Origin of the sequence: Kitasatospora sp. NPDC094016, assembly GCF_040304045.1 — a bacterium.
Classification (GTDB): domain Bacteria; phylum Actinomycetota; class Actinomycetes; order Streptomycetales; family Streptomycetaceae; genus Kitasatospora.
Map to the genome: position 1 here is coordinate 59,666 of NZ_JBEOUK010000007.1, position 13,830 is coordinate 73,495.

Below are 13,830 nucleotides of genomic sequence, written 5' to 3' on the forward strand. Positions count from 1 at the left end.
ACGGGTGGGGGTGCCGGTGGGGTGGGGTGATCGGGAAGAATGGGGGTGGATCAGCGGGTCGGAGCAGGGAGCGCGCAGTGACGGTGGCCGGCGGGAGCGGGCGGGGGTGGCGTCGGGCGGGGAGTGCGCTGGCCGACGCACTGGTGGTGCCGGTGGTGCTGGCGGGTGCGCTGGGTGCGCTGGGGCTGGCCTCGGCCGGGACGGGCGGCTGGTGGGGCCGGCGCGGCGGGGAGGGCGGGCGGGCGGACGCCAAGGCGGCCCGGGACGCCGCGCAGGAGGCCTTCTACGAGCTGGACTCGACGCAGCGCGAGGTGCAGTTGGCGGTGGAGACCGTCCGGGCGGCCGAGGACGAGGCGACGGCCCGCCGGGCGCTGGCGGACCTGGCGGGGATCACCGGCCGGGTGGACCAGGTCACCGTGAACTACCTGGCCGCGCTGGACGCGTACAACCTGGACGACGAGACGCTGGACGCCGGCACCGCGGCGCGGGCCCGGCGTCAGCTGGAGGACGTGAAGGGGCAGCTCGGCTCGGCCCGGACGGAGCTGAACGACTTCCTCCAGCGGCTGCAGCCGATCCTCCAGCGCGCCGAGCAGCAGCTGATGCGGGTCACCCCGGCGGTGGAGCAGGCGAAGCGCGCGCTGCTCCAGGCGAGCAACGCGCTGGACGCGGTGCGCGGTGCCGGGCTGCGGGCGGACGACCTGGCGGCCCGGCTGGCCGAACTGGCGCCGGAGCTCGGGCTGCTGAACGAGGGGCCGGCCCGGCACGGGGTGGCGCCGACGCTGCGGCGCGCGGACGACGTGCGGCAGCGCGCCGAGGCGATCGCGGCCGACGCCGGGCAACTGCCGGAGCGGGCACGGGAGATCGACCGGCGGGTGGCGAGCCTGCGGACCCGGATCCAGGCGCTGGAGACCAAGGCGGAGACGGTCGAGCCGGCGCTGAGCGAACTGCGCCGCCGGTTCAGCGCAGCCTGCTGGCAGGACCTCCAGCGGGTGTCGGAGCAGGTCGCGGAGACCGGGCGGGCGGCGGAGCGCAAGCTCGCCGAGGCCGCCCGGGCCCGGGACGAGCAGCGCTGGGCGGACGCGACGGGCGCGATCGGTACGGTGCGCGCGCTGCTGGACACCGCGGACGGGTCGGTGGTCGCGGTGAACGAGCGGCTGCGGCAGCTGAACGAGGTGCAGCACGACCCGCACCGGGAGGTGGAGCGGGCCCGGTTCGCCCTGCGCGACGCGCAGCGGCTGGCGATGACGGGCCGCAGCGCGCCGGACCCGCGGCACGCCGCCCCGCTGGACGAGGCGGTGGCGCGGCTGGACCGGGCCGTGGCCACCCTGGAGGCGGCCGGCCGGCACCCCGACTACTGGCACTTCCTGACCGAGCTGGCGGGCGTGCGGGAGACGGCGGCGCAGGTGATCGGGCTGATCCGCGGCGATCTGGGCGGGCACCGGTAGCACCGGCCGGGCAGGACACCGGCAGCACCCGCCAGCAGAACACCGGTAGGGCGCAGGCGGGGCACCGCCTGGGTACCCTGCCGGTATGCCACGCTACGACTTCCGCTGCCGCTCCTGCGGCGCCACCTTCGAACTCCGCCGCCCGATGGCGCAGGCCGGCGCCCCCGCCGTCTGCCCGCAGGGCCACGAGGACACCGTGAAGCTGCTGTCCGCCGTCGCCGTCACCGGCTCCGCTTCGGGCGGCGCCCCGCGCCAGGCCCCCTCCGGCAACGGTGGTGGCGGAGGGGGCTGTTGCGGCGGCGGCTGCTGCGGCTGACCGCTCCCGCTTCCGCTCAGGAAGCGACGGGCGCGGCGGGCGCGGCGGGTGCGGCGGCCACCCGGGCGAGGAAGCGTCGGACGATCTCCTCCCCCGCCGCCACCCCCACCTCGTCGAGGGCGGTGACGCCGGGGGCGGTCCAGCCGCCGTCGGCGAGTTCGCCGTGCCCGGGCCGCCAGGCGGCGTCGGCGGCGAGCAGCAGGTCGGCGTCGAGCAGCGAGTCACCGGCCGCGAGCACGGTGCTCGCGCCGGTGCGCCGGACGGCTTCGGCGAGGGCGGCGCTCTTGCTGAGCGGCCCGGGGACGGCGTAGACCTTGCGGCCCTGGAGCGAGACCGCCCAGCCGCGTTCGGCGCACCAGCCGGTCAGCTCGTCGAGCCAGCCGGCGGGCAGCGCGGCGCGCTCGACGACGAGGTAGGCGAACAGCCCGTCGGCGACGCGGCGCTTGTGCGTCCACTCCGGGTCGGCGCTCAGGGCGAGCTGCCGGACGACCTCCTCCAGCGGGGCCGCGCCGGAGGCGAGCCGCGCGGTGATCTCGGTGCGCCAGTCCTGGTCGGGCACGCCGTCGACGAGCAGGTGCCCGCCGTTGCCGCAGATCGCGTACGCGGGGACCCAACCGGGCGTCGGGCCGGGCAGGTTGATCCGCTCGTACTGGGCGAGGGTGCGGGTGGTGGCGGGGACGAACCAGGCCTGCCGGACGAGTTCGACGAGCAGCGCGGCGGCCTGTTCGGTCATGAACGAGAGCGCCTTGCCGTCGTGCACCTCGACGGAGAGCAGCCGGGGCGCGAGCCGGTCGGGGACGTCCAGGGCGAGGGCCCGGTTGGAGTAGACGAGCGTCCGGTCGAGGTCGCTGGCGACGAGAACATCGGCGTTCATCAGGACTCCTTCACCACAACGGTCCTACCGGAGGCCCCGGTCGCTCCTCGACTGTAGCGGGGGTGGATGAGGCCGACGCACGAGTACGGCAGGCCGTCCACCTCCTCGACCTCGACGCCGCGCTGGGCGGCGAGCAGCCGGACGTGGTCGAGGTCGGCGCCGGCGCCGCGCCGGGCGAGGACCCGCCAGGGGACGCGGCGCAGCAGCACCCGGGTGGTCTCGCCGACGCCGGGCTTGACCAGGTTGACGCTGTCGATGCCGTACTCGGTGCTGATCCGTTCGACGGCGGCCCAGCCGGCCCAGTCGGGCGTGCGATCGGGGGCGGTGGACAGCCGGTCGGCGGCGGCGACGGCCTCCGGGCGGACGGCGTCGAAGTGGTCGGCTACGGTGTCGAGGAAGGCGGCGGAGACGTCCGCGCCGGCCAGTTCGGCGTAGTGCTTGGCGCCGTGGAAGTCGTCCGGGCCGATCAGGCCGGGCCGCAGCACGGTGCGCGAGACCAGGCCGGAGACGGTGGAGTTGAGGCAGGCGGAGGGGATCAGGAAGTCGTCCCGGGTGCCGTAGGTGCGCGCGCAGCGGCCGGGGTCGGCGAGGACGGCGAGGTCCGGGTCGAAGCCGGTGCCGGCCAGGGCCTCGGCGAGTTCGCGGGTGATCGCGCCCTTGCCGGTCCAGCCGTCGACGAACACCACGTCGCCGGCGCGGTGGTGGGCGGCCAGGTAGCGCAGCGCGACCTGGTCGATGCCGCGGCCGCGGACGATGGAGACGGCGTAGTGGGGGATGTCGAGTCCGTGGGCGTGGGCGAGCCAGCGGCGGATCAGGATGCCGACGGGCGTGCCGGCCCGGGCCAGCGAGGCGAGCACCAGGCCGGGGCCGCGCTCGCGCAGCAGGGTCTCGGCGACGGTGCCGGCGGCGAGCGCGATGCGGCGGGCGGAGGCGCGCAGCGCCTGGTGGAACAGCTCCTGGTACTCGGGGCTGGGCTGGTACTCGACCGGCAGCGACTCGGCGTAGTGCGCGCCGCCGTTCTGGACGGCCTCCTCGCGCTCCTCGGTGGGGGCTTCGAGCGGGACGCCGGAGAGGTCCTTGAGCAGCCAGGCCACCTCGTCGGGGCGGTAGGAGGAGAACGCCGGGCCGTACAACGGGGACGGCAGGTGGGGCGACTGGAGCGAAGGCCGGTGGGAGGGCAGCACCGCGAGCACCACCTGGTCGGTGACCTGCCGCAGCTGGCCGAGCAGGGCGCGCTCGCCCTCGCGCAGGGCGGGGGTGTCGGCGACGTCGTCGACCACCAGCACGACCGCGTCGAAGCGGCGGGCCGGGTCGCTGCCGGGGGCGACGTTGTAGGCGTAGCGCTCGCGCGAAGCGTCGTCCTGCGGGTCGTCGTGGGCGGGGAAGGCGAGGCGGGTGCGGATGGCGTAGCCGGGGTCGTCCACGGCGAGGACGGGCGAGCGGGTGGTGGTGGAGTAGCGGACGCGGTCACCGCCCAGCCGGTCGGCGAGTGCGCCGGCCAGCCGCAGCGGGGCGTACATCAGCTCCTCGAAGCCGAGGACCAGCACGCGCCGCGCCGTGGCGGGCAGCGTGTCGGCCAGTTGTCCGGCCAGGCGGGGCAGGGCGGCGTCCAGTCGGGCGCGGTCGTGGGCGGTGAACCCGTGCCGGCCGCCGTCGGGGAGCCCGGCGGGCCAGTCCAGGTCGACCCGGGCGAGCGGTGCGGGCGTTCCGGGGGGCGCGGCGGGGGCGGGGGCGGCCTCGGCTATCAGCCGCTCGGCGCGGTCCTGGAGGTCGGCGGGCAGCTGGACGGCGCCGCTGGCGGTGGCCACCAGGTCGAGCCGGACGCCGAGTTCGGCGGCGGTGTCGGCGAGCCGGCGGCGGTCGGCGGCGGAACGCAGGTCGACCAGGGCGACGACGACGTAGTGGTCGCGGGGGTGGCGGGCGTGCAGTTCACGGATGGTGTTGAGGACCGTGCGGCCGGTCGAGAACTCGTCGTCGACCAGCACCAACGGGCCTTCACCGGTGAGGAGTTCGGGATCGGCGGGGAGCAGTAGGTGCGAGGTGGCGTGCGAGTGCTCCTCCTCGAAGCCGCCGAGCGGGGGCACACCGGCCACCGGGCGGCGGGTGGAGTGCAGGTACGGGGCGTCGAGGCCGTCGGCGACGCTGTGGCCGAGGCCGGTGGCCGTCTCCGCGTAGCCGAGGACGACGGCCCGCGCGGCGGCCTCGCCACCGATCAACTCGCGGACCTGCCGACCGAGTTCGAGTCCGACGCCGTGGACGACGGCAGGCCGCTGCGGGACGTGCTTGCCGAGCACGGTGGAGACCAGCAGGTGGGCGCGCTTCGGGTTCTGGGAACGCAGGGCCAGGCCCACGAGTTCGGGGAGGCGGTCCGAGCCGGTCAGGGCGATGCCGGCCCGGTCGGCGACCCAACGGCCGGTCCACGTCTGCTGTGCTGTCACTGCTGGTCCTGCCTTCGCATGGTGCGGTGGTGCGGTCTTCGGATCAGTCGGATAGGTCGGACAGGTCGGGCCGTTCAGGTCAACCGCGCGCAGCCCCCTCACCCCCCGCACAGGCAGGCCGCGCGCAGCCCCCTCACCCCCCGCACAGGCAGGCCGCGAGCAGCTCCGCGAAGCTCACGTCCTCCCGGGCCACCCCGAACACCTCCGCCCGCAGCAGCACCCGCTCCGCCCAGGCCCGGTGCGGCCGGGCCTCGTTCATCTTGTTGGTGTACGCCGAGCGCAGGACCCCGCCGCCGTCCCGCTCCTGCCGGAGGATGTCCCGGGCGTCGCAGTACTCCTCGTGCGTGACCACGGAGAGGGCGTGCACGGCGGGGACGTGGCTGGGGTGGATGCAGGTCTTGCCGAGCAGGCCGTTGGCCCGGTCGAGTTCGACCTCCCGGATCAGCCCGTCCAGGTCGTGCTCGATGATCCGCCGGCGGACCTCCTCGCCGGAGGCCCGGGACGTCCCGGGGGTCTCGGCGAACGGCGTGCGGCGCAGCTGCGGCTTGAACATCCGCTCCTGGACCGGGAAGTACTCCCAGACCGGACCGGTGACGGTGTACCCGGTGCCGTCCGCCCGGCCGAGCACGTTGACCACGTCGCCGATCACCGCCGAGACCAGGGCGACGTCGTACGCGGTGAGGTCGGGCGAGCGGCGCAGGCCGTACGCGGAGCAGAGGTCGGTCACGCCGAGGCGGACGGCGAGCACCCGCTCCCGGTGCCCGGCGAGCAGGTCGGCGATGCCGAAGAGCTGCTGGCGCCTGGTCTCCAGGTGGGCGAGTTCGGGTGACTCCAGGACGGGCATGGCGAACAGCCGGCGCCCGGTGGCGGCCTCGGCGGCGGCCAGGGCGGCCAGGTACGCGCCTCCGGTCTCCGTGGTGAACTTCGGCAGGACGAACCCGCTCAGCAGCTCGACGGCCGGCCCGAGCCGCTCGGCCAGGTCGAGGATCTGGGAGGCGGCTCGAACTCTGATGAAGAGCAGGGGGTGGCCTTGTGTGCAGTCGGTGAAATCCCTGACCAGGTCATTCAACTGCTCGATCAGGTTCCGCTCCCCCGCGTCCACCTCGTGGTCGGCGATCGCGTCCTCCAGGCAGAGCACCATCGACACCACGCCCCGAGCAGCCTGTTTGCGGATGTCGGCGGCCAGCGCGGGCCGGGTGGCGGGGCTGTAGAGGGTGCCGCCGAGGGCGGTGGCCAGCACCGCGGCCTCGCTCCGCGCGGTGAACGGCCGGGGCGGTTCGAGGAAGAGGCGACCGCGTACGTCGTCGGCGAGGTGGCCGAAATGGCGCAAGGTGCTCTCCTCAGAGGTTTGACGGCCACCGGTCCGTTGCCGGGGCGCGCGGCGGCGCGGGACGACACCGCGATCCAGCGGTGCGACACCATGGTCAACCGGTCCACGGGGCTCCGTGGTTCCCGGACGGACGCCGGCGGGCCCCCCTCCGCCCGACCCCGGCGGGCCCGTGGACCGCCCATCGTACGGACGGATTCCGGCCGTCCCCGGTTCCTCGGCACTGAACTCCCGGAACATCGCCGTCCAGATCACCGACCACCGGTCGAGCACCGGCAAACCCCCGGCAAGCGCAAGTCTTGGCAAAGTTCGACCCGGTTCCGACGGTCCCGGTCACGTTGTCCGAAGGGGTGGCGAACGGGCAGGATGGTCGGCTATGACGCACGTGATGGCCAAGGGCGCCAACATCGCACTGCCGGCTGCGGCGGTCCGCGCCGTGCTGCGCTGGAGCGCCACGCCCGGTGCGCCGGACGTGGACGCGTCCGCGCTGCTGCTCGGCGCCACCGGCAAGGTCCGTTCGGATGCCGACTTCGTCTTCTACAACCAGCCGCGGCACCCCTCAGGCCTGGTGCGCCACCTGCCCAAGCAGCAGACCTCCGGCGGCGCCGAGATCATCGACACGATCGAGGTCGAACTCGCCAAGCTGCCCGCCGACGTCGACCGGGTGGTGCTGGCCGGCTCCTCCGAGGGCGGCTCCTTCCGCGCGGTGCCCGGGCTTCGCCTGCTGCTCTTCGACGCCACGGCCGGGGACGGCACGCCCGCACTCGCCGAGTTCGCGATCTCCGACGGCGAGAACGTCACCGCGCTGGTCGCGGGCGAGCTGTACCGGCGCTCCGGCGCCTGGAAGTTCCGGGCGATCGGCCAGGGCTACACCTCCGGCCTGATCGGCCTGGCCACCGACTTCGGCATCACCGTCGACGACGAGGCGGAGGCCGAGGCGGCCCCGGCGGCGGCCTCGACGGCCACCCCCACCGTCACCCCCACCGCCGCCGTCGACCCGCGCAGCACCCCGCTGCCCGCCCCGCGCCCGACCGCCCCGCCCGAGCCCGGCACCTTCACCCTGGCCCCGGCCGTCCCGCAGCCGCCGGCCACCCCCCGGCACCGGCCCCAGCAGCAGCCCGCCGCGGCCGCCCCGGGCACGGTGCCGCCCCCGCCGACCGCGCCGCCCACCGTTCCCCCGGCCGCGCCGCCGGCCCCGACCGCACCCCCGGCCCACCAGCCCGGCACCGGGTACGGCTACCCGCAGCAGCCACAGCCCCACCAGCCGCCCGGCACCGGCTACGGCTATCCGCAGCAGCAGCCCGGTACCGGCTACGGGTACCCGCACCCCACCCCCCAGCCGTACCCGCAGCAGCAGGGCACCGGCTACGGCTACCCGCACCAGCAGCAGCCCGCCCCGCAGCAGCACCCCGGCAGCTACGGCTACCCGCACGCCGGCACCGGCCAGCAGCCGCCGGCCCAGGCCCCCGCGCAACCACCGGCCCAGGCCCCGGCCCAGCCGCCCACCGGCGAGGAGTTCGCCCTGCCGCCGCAGGGCCCGCAGTTCCAGCCCCGCTGATCGGCGGGGCCTAGGCCCTGTCCGGCCGATCTTGCCGGACAGGGCCTAGTCGGAGCCGCCCTGGCTCTTGTACCCGCGCTGCCACTGCATCCCGAACCCGTACAGCCGGTCGATGTCCGCCTGGAACCCGTTGACGTACCGCACCTCACGGCGCACCGTCAGCTGGTTGTCCCCCGCGTTCTCGATCAGCACCACCGCGCACGAGCGCGCCGCCCGGGCCCGTTCGTCCAGCTTGATCTCGATCCGCGGCCCGGTCTGCGGCACGATCGTCACCACCGCGTGGGACTGCTCGAAGGCCGGCGTGCCGTCGTAGATGTAGACGAAGATCAGCAGCCGTTTGAACTTGTCCTTCTTCTCCAGGTTGACGTACATCGTCTCGCCGGACGGCGCCCCGTACTGGTCGTCGCCGCTGAGTTTGATGTACGGCGGTTGCCGGAGGTCGCCGAAGTAGCCGCCGAGCGGCTGCACCACGCCGCTGCTCCCGTCGGACAGTTCGTACATGCACGCCAGGTCGAGGTCGACGTTGACCTGCTCGTTCTGCACCGAGTCCGGCTCCAGCGGGCGCAGGATGCGGGGGCTGAAGAGGCGCTTGGCGCGTTCGCGGGCACTCGGCCGGACGGCCCCGGAGCGGGTGGTCCAGTGCAGGTTGACGTAGAGGTAGCCGGTGGTGGCCGCGGACCCGGTGATCGCGTGCTGCGGGGTCGACTTGGTGAGTATGACCTTGTGCTGACCGCCCGGGTTGTCGAAGGTGTAGTTCCGCTCCCCGCGCAGGTACTCCCAGATCGAGACCATCCCGCCCTCTCCCCCTGCTCCCGTCAGTCGATCTGACGGTCCGCCGCTCCATGATCGGGCATCAGCCCGGCCCTCGGATACCCAAACCTTCCCCTCCCCTACCCCGTCGGGCCCCCCGGCGCTCACCGCCGGGTCGACGAGTGGAGCGGCCGGTGGGTCGACTGGCGGGAGGAAGCCCCCCTCCCGTAACATGCCGCCCCTTCGGACGCGATATCGTCTAGCCGCACAGGTGTCCCGTCCGCCCCTGCGCGGGTGCGGCGGGTACGCCGTGCGGCGACGAACGAACCGTCAGGCGCGACCCGAGTACCGGGAGCTGACCGCCTGTGTCGCTCTGTGAACCCGTCCCCTGCGGAAACCCGAGGCCCGACCCGCAATGAACCTGACCTCCATACAGCTGGTCTGGACCGTCGTCGGCGGCGCAGCCCTGCTGTTCGTCGCCGTCCTGCTGGCGACGCTGCGTTTCAAGAACACGAAGAAGGAAGAGGCCGGCGACTCCTGGGAGCGCAGCGAGGAGCGTCGGCGGCGCAAGGAGATGATCTACGGCATCTCCTCCTACACGCTGCTGTTCTGCTGCGCCGGTGTCGCGGCCGCGCTGTCCTTCCACGGCCTGGTGGGCTTCGGCAAGGAGAACCTGGGGCTGTCCGGCGGCTGGGAGTACCTCGTCCCGTTCGGCCTCGACGGTGCCGCGATGTTCTGCTCGGTGCTCGCCGTGCGCGAGGCCAGCCACGGTGACGCCGCGCTCGGCTCCCGTCTGCTGGTCTGGGTGTTCGCGATCGCCTCGGCCTGGTTCAACTGGGTCCACGCGCCGCGCGGCGTGTCGCACGACGGCGCCCCGCAGTTCTTCTCCGGCATGTCGATCTCGGCGGCGATCCTGTTCGACCGCGCGCTGAAGCAGACCCGCAAGGCCGCGCTGCGCGAGCAGGGGCTCGTGCCGCGCCCGCTGCCGCAGATCCGGATCGTCCGCTGGCTGCGCGCCCCGCGCGAGACCTACGCGGCCTGGTCGCTGATGCTGCTGGAGAACGTCCGCAGCCTGGACGAGGCGGTCGAGGAGGTGCGCGAGGAGCGCCAGGCCAAGCTGGACGCCAAGGTGCGGGCCCGCACGGCCGACCGCCGCGAGCGGGCCGAGCTGAAGGCCATCTCCCGCCAGGGCGGCATGCTCGCCCGGGCCCGCGGCGGCCGCCAGGTGCCCGCGCTCACGGCTGCCGGCGACGGCCAGACCGCTACGGAGCCTGCCCTAGCCGCCGAGTCGGACACCGCCTCCTCGCACCAGGCCGCCTCGGGCCCGCTGGAGCCGGCCGCGCTGGACGCCGGCCGCCGCCCGCGTGCCGCCGTCGGCTCGTCGTACGCGCCGTCCTCCTCGGCGTCCTCCTCGTCCTCGTCCTACTCGTCGTCCTACTCCTCGTCCGCCGGATCGGCCTCGGGCTCGTCCTACCGCAGCTCGGCCATCGACCTGACGGCCGACGACGACACCCTGTCGATGCCCAAGCTGGACTCGCTGGAGCGCAAGCTGCGCGCGATCGAGCAGCAGCTCGGCTGAGCGGGCGCACCGCGACGCGAAACGGCCGCCCCCGGATTCCCGGAGGCGGCCGTTTCGCGTACCCGGCGGGCTACTCGCCGGTACTCGTACTCACCAGTTCCGGTTCGTCCCGCGCATCCTCGCGCCGGTTGCGCAGGATCGACGAGCCGAGCGCCAGCCCGATGAAGGCGACGCCGATCAGGCCGGTGACGATCTCCGGGATGTGGTACTTGATCCCGACCAGCAGGATCACCGAGAGCGCGCCGATCGCGTAGTGCGCGCCGTGCTCCAGGTAGACGTAGTCGTCCAGGGTGCCCTTGCGGACCAGGAAGACGGTCAGCGAGCGGATGTACATCGCGCCGATGCCCAGGCCCAGGGTGATCTGGAAGATGTCGCTGGAGATGGCGAACGCGCCGACCACGCCGTCGAAGGAGAACGAGGCGTCCAGGACCTCCAGGTAGAGGAAGAGGAAGAACGCGGCCTTGCCGCCGACCTGGAGGATCGACTTGCCGGACTTCTCGGCCTCCTCCTCGCGCTCGGCGTCCTCCTCCAGACCCGATTCGAAGATCGAGGAGAGGCCGCCGACCACGAGGTAGGTGATCAGGCCGAGGACACCGGCGAGCAGAACGGTTTCAGCGTGCTCCCCGGCGAAGAAGTTGGAGGCCAGCACCAGCACGACCAGCGCGACGACGCTGGAGAAGGCGTCCAGCTTGCCGACCTTCTCCAGCGGGCGCTCGATCCAGCCCAGCCAGTTGTGCTCCTTCTCGTCGTCGAACACGAAGTCGAGGAAGATCATGAGCAGGAAGACGCCGCCGAAGGCCGCGATGGCGGGGTTGGCCGCCTCCAGGTACTGACCGTAGGTCAGGCCGGCGTGCGTCTTGTCGGAGTGCAGCGCGAGGTCGATGACCGTCGCGGGGTTGAGCTTCGCGGTGAGGCCGACCACCAGCAGCGGGAAGACCAGCCGCATGCCGAAGACGGCGATGAGCACGCCGACGGTCAGGAAGATCTTCTGCCAGTACGGGTTCATCCGCTTCAACACCGTGGCGTTGACCACCGCGTTGTCGAACGACAGGGAGATCTCCAGGATGGAGAGGATCAGCACGATGCCGAATCCTTGGGCCCCCCAGAGCAGTCCGGCCGCGATCAGGCCTAGGACGGTGATCGCGAACGACCAGCCGAAAGTGCGGAGGAACACGGGACTTGGTTACCTTTCGGGTTTCGGGCCGTGCCGGGGGCGGCCTCGTCCCGAGACGCCCTGACCGGGCCGGGCCCGGTCAGGTCACCCCCGCACTGCCTTCTGTTCTCATGATCGTAGGTTGGGTGCGATTGTTCTGATTTTCGCCTTTTCGCCCTTACTGTACGTTTACGCCGAAATCGAGGGCGATGCCGCGCAGGCCGGAGGCGTAGCCCTGGCCCACCGCGCGGAACTTCCACTCGCCCGCGTAGCGGTACAGCTCGCCGAAGATCATCGCGGTCTCGCTGGACGCGTCCTCGGACAGGTCGTAACGGGCGATCTCCTGGCCGTCGAGGGAGTTGGCGACCCGGATGTAGGCGTTGCGGACCTGCCCGAAGTTCTGCAGCCGCGCCTCGGCGTCGTAGATCGACACCGCGAAGACCACCTTGTCCGCCTGCGCCGGCACCAGCTCCAGGTTGACCAGGACCACCTCGTCGTCGCCGTCGTCCTCGCCGCCGGTGAGGTTGTCACCGGTGTGCTCGACCGAGCCCTCGGGGCTCTTGAGGTTGTTGTAGAAGACGAAGTACTCGTCACCGAGCACCCGGCCGCCACCGCAGATCAGGGCGCTCGCATCGAGGTCGAACGGTGCGCCCGTGGTCGAACGGGCGGACCAGCCGAGGCCGATCTGGACCTGCGTCAGGTTCGGCGCGGCCTTGGTGAGCGAGACGTTCCCGCCCTTGGCGAGCGTGACCACCATGACTGTTCTTCCTCCCTTGCCTTCTCCCGGGGCGCGCCTACAAGGTGTAGTCCCCCACGGCCCGGGCCGGCCCCGTTTGGCCGGCTGAACTTCCTGAACTCACATCCTCGCAGCGCACGGAGCCGACACGAAGCCGGGGCGGCCCCGGACCTCTGGAGGTCCGGGGCCGCCCCGTACAAGGCTCCCGCGCCGGGCGGCCGGCCGTCGTCCGCCGCCGCCCCGTGTCGCCCGGTGTCGGCCGGTGTCGACCGGTCAGACGTTGACGCCGAAGTCCTGGGCGATGCCGCGCAGGCCGGAGGCGTAGCCCTGGCCGATGGCCCGGAACTTCCACTCGGCGCCGTTGCGGTACAGCTCGCCGAAGACCATCGCGGTCTCGGTGGAGGCGTCCTCGGAGAGGTCGTAGCGGGCCAGCTCCGTGTTGTCGGCCTGGTTCACCACGCGGATGAACGCGTTGCGCACCTGGCCGAAGTTCTGGCCGCGGCTCTCGGCGTCGTAGATCGAGACCGGGAAGACGATCTTCTGCACGTCCGCCGGGACGCCGACCAGGTTGACCTTGATCGCCTCGTCGTCGCCCTCGCCCTCGCCGGTGCGGTTGTCACCGGTGTGCTCGACGGAGCCGTCCGCGCTCTTCAGGTTGTTGAAGAAGACGAAGTTCCCGTCCGAGGCGACCTTGCCCTGCTCGTTGCAGAGCAGCGCGCTGGCGTCCAGGTCGAAGTCCGTCCCCGTGGTGGTCCGGACGTCCCAGCCCAGGCCGACGACCACGGCCGAAAGCCCCGGGGCCTCCTTGGTGAGCGAGACATTGCCGCCCTTGCTCAGGCTGACACCCACTTGTCCTCCAAGAATCGGGAGGCACGCCCTGGTGCCCCCGTGGTGCGGTTCGAGGCGCCGGCCGGCGAGCGGCTCACGTGCCCCACCCGACCAACGGACCGAGCGTAGTGCGCGGTTCCCGTCCGGACGTGCGAACGGGTCCGGCGCGGCTGTTCGAAGTTCGCGGGGCCGGGCCCGCGGCCACCGCCACGGGCCTCCACGCGGGGCCTCAGAGGGCGCCGAGGGCCTTCAGGTACTCCTGCTCGTCCCGGGCGTCCGGCAGGTCGTTGACGACGCTCCAGCGCACCGTGCCCGCCGTGTCGATCACGAAGGTGCCGCGCACGGGGCAGCCCTTCCGCTCGTCGAGGACGCCGTAGGCGCGGGCGACCTCGCCGTGCGGCCAGAAGTCGGCCAGCAGCGGGAACTCCAGGCCCTCCCGGTCGGCGAAGACGCGCTGGGTGAACTGCGAGTCGCAGGAGACGCCGAGCACCTGGACCCGGTCGTTCTGCAGCTGCGCCAGCTCCCGCTGGATGGCGCCGAGCTCTCCGGTGCAGACGCCGGTGAAGGAGAACGGGTAGAAGACCAGGACGACGTTCCGCTCGCCCCGGAAGTCGGAGAGGCGGACCGCTTCGCCGTGCTGGTTGTTGAGCTCGAAGTCCGGAGCCTCGGTGCCGACCTCGATGGCCATGAACGTGACCTTTCTGACGCGACCGCGCCGCGCGGGCGGCGCGGCCAGCGCCATCCTCGCATCCGTTCGGGCACGTTCCGCCGAATGGATGAGGGCGGCACCCGCGTGCTCCACCGCTTTCGCCCTGGGCGAACGCGT

General features: G+C 73.0%; 12 protein-coding genes. 4 read left to right on the forward strand and 8 right to left on the reverse strand.

Translation table 11 applies throughout. The features are described from left to right. The first annotated feature begins 83 nt into the window (after nucleotides 1-83). Both ABT015_RS09480 and ABT015_RS09485 read left to right on the forward strand, forming a co-directional pair. Entirely contained in the window at nucleotides 84-1,445 is a 1,362-nt protein-coding gene (locus ABT015_RS09480) for a hypothetical protein (protein ID WP_502897282.1), read from the forward strand. A gap of 85 nt (nucleotides 1,446-1,530) precedes the next feature. Continuing rightward, entirely contained in the window at nucleotides 1,531-1,761 is a 231-nt protein-coding gene (locus tag ABT015_RS09485) for an FmdB family zinc ribbon protein (protein WP_063347431.1), read from the forward strand. 16 nt (nucleotides 1,762-1,777) lie between these two features. Here ABT015_RS09485 and ABT015_RS09490 read toward each other — a convergent pair whose 3' ends face one another. From ABT015_RS09490 to ABT015_RS09500, 3 genes are all read right to left on the reverse strand, one after another. Then, a complete protein-coding gene (locus ABT015_RS09490) occupies nucleotides 1,778-2,635 on the reverse strand; it encodes an HAD family hydrolase (protein ID WP_350878108.1) in 858 nt (285 codons plus the stop codon). Continuing rightward, a complete protein-coding gene (locus ABT015_RS09495; RefSeq protein ID WP_350878109.1) occupies nucleotides 2,635-5,073 on the reverse strand; it encodes a phosphoribosyltransferase in 2,439 nt (812 codons plus the stop codon). The genes ABT015_RS09490 and ABT015_RS09495 overlap by 1 nt, the downstream gene beginning before the upstream one ends. A gap of 133 nt (nucleotides 5,074-5,206) precedes the next feature. Next, nucleotides 5,207-6,403, reverse strand: a complete 1,197-nt coding sequence (locus ABT015_RS09500) for an HpcH/HpaI aldolase/citrate lyase family protein (protein WP_350878111.1) — start codon at nucleotides 6,401-6,403, stop codon at nucleotides 5,207-5,209. Nucleotides 6,404-6,776: 373 nt separating this feature from the next. On the opposite strand from ABT015_RS09500, the gene ABT015_RS09505 reads away from it, so the two are divergent. Next, complete coding sequence (locus ABT015_RS09505; protein ID WP_350878112.1) at nucleotides 6,777-7,958, forward strand: TerD family protein; 1,182 nt, start codon at nucleotides 6,777-6,779, stop codon at nucleotides 7,956-7,958. A 45-nt stretch (nucleotides 7,959-8,003) separates the two neighbouring features. On the opposite strand, the gene ABT015_RS09510 is transcribed toward ABT015_RS09505, so the two are convergent. Continuing rightward, a complete protein-coding gene (locus ABT015_RS09510) occupies nucleotides 8,004-8,750 on the reverse strand; it encodes a Tellurium resistance (RefSeq protein ID WP_350878113.1) in 747 nt (248 codons plus the stop codon). Between the two features lie 373 nt (nucleotides 8,751-9,123). Here ABT015_RS09510 and ABT015_RS09515 point away from each other — a divergent pair, with 373 nt between their 5' ends. Continuing rightward, nucleotides 9,124-10,287, forward strand: a complete 1,164-nt coding sequence (locus ABT015_RS09515; protein WP_350878114.1) for a DUF2637 domain-containing protein — start codon at nucleotides 9,124-9,126, stop codon at nucleotides 10,285-10,287. Nucleotides 10,288-10,357: 70 nt separating this feature from the next. Here the strand turns inward: ABT015_RS09515 and ABT015_RS09520 are convergent, their stop codons facing one another. The 4 genes from ABT015_RS09520 to ABT015_RS09535 all read right to left on the reverse strand — a co-directional run bounded on the left by ABT015_RS09520 (nucleotide 10,358) and on the right by ABT015_RS09535 (nucleotide 13,692). Beyond that, nucleotides 10,358-11,461, reverse strand: a complete 1,104-nt coding sequence (locus tag ABT015_RS09520; RefSeq protein WP_350878115.1) for a DUF475 domain-containing protein — start codon at nucleotides 11,459-11,461, stop codon at nucleotides 10,358-10,360. 157 nt (nucleotides 11,462-11,618) lie between these two features. Further along, nucleotides 11,619-12,197, reverse strand: coding sequence for a TerD family protein (locus ABT015_RS09525; protein ID WP_350878116.1), 579 nt, complete (start codon nucleotides 12,195-12,197; stop codon nucleotides 11,619-11,621). A 252-nt stretch (nucleotides 12,198-12,449) separates the two neighbouring features. Further along, on the reverse strand, nucleotides 12,450-13,025 hold the full coding sequence (locus ABT015_RS09530) for a TerD family protein (RefSeq protein ID WP_350878117.1): 576 nt from the start codon (nucleotides 13,023-13,025) through the stop codon (nucleotides 12,450-12,452). Nucleotides 13,026-13,233: 208 nt separating this feature from the next. Then, the gene (locus tag ABT015_RS09535; protein ID WP_063351080.1) at nucleotides 13,234-13,692 is read right to left on the reverse strand and encodes a peroxiredoxin; all 459 of its coding nucleotides are present in this window, start codon (nucleotides 13,690-13,692) and stop codon (nucleotides 13,234-13,236) included. Between the last annotated feature and the right edge of the window lie 138 nt (nucleotides 13,693-13,830).

What these genes read in the sequence shown, in the direction of transcription:
- ABT015_RS09485 (WP_063347431.1), top strand. Translation starts at nt 1,531, where the DNA reads ATGCCACGCTACGACTTCCGCTGCCGCTCCTGCGGCGCCACCTTCGAA.
- ABT015_RS09515 (WP_350878114.1), top strand. Translation starts at nt 9,124, where the DNA reads ATGAACCTGACCTCCATACAGCTGGTCTGGACCGTCGTCGGCGGCGCA.
- ABT015_RS09490 (WP_350878108.1), bottom strand. Translation starts at nt 2,635, where the DNA reads ATGAACGCCGATGTTCTCGTCGCCAGCGACCTCGACCGGACGCTCGTC.
- ABT015_RS09525 (WP_350878116.1), bottom strand. Translation starts at nt 12,197, where the DNA reads ATGGTGGTCACGCTCGCCAAGGGCGGGAACGTCTCGCTCACCAAGGCC.
- ABT015_RS09505 (WP_350878112.1), top strand. Translation starts at nt 6,777, where the DNA reads ATGACGCACGTGATGGCCAAGGGCGCCAACATCGCACTGCCGGCTGCG.
- ABT015_RS09535 (WP_063351080.1), bottom strand. Translation starts at nt 13,692, where the DNA reads ATGGCCATCGAGGTCGGCACCGAGGCTCCGGACTTCGAGCTCAACAAC.
- ABT015_RS09510 (WP_350878113.1), bottom strand. Translation starts at nt 8,750, where the DNA reads ATGGTCTCGATCTGGGAGTACCTGCGCGGGGAGCGGAACTACACCTTC.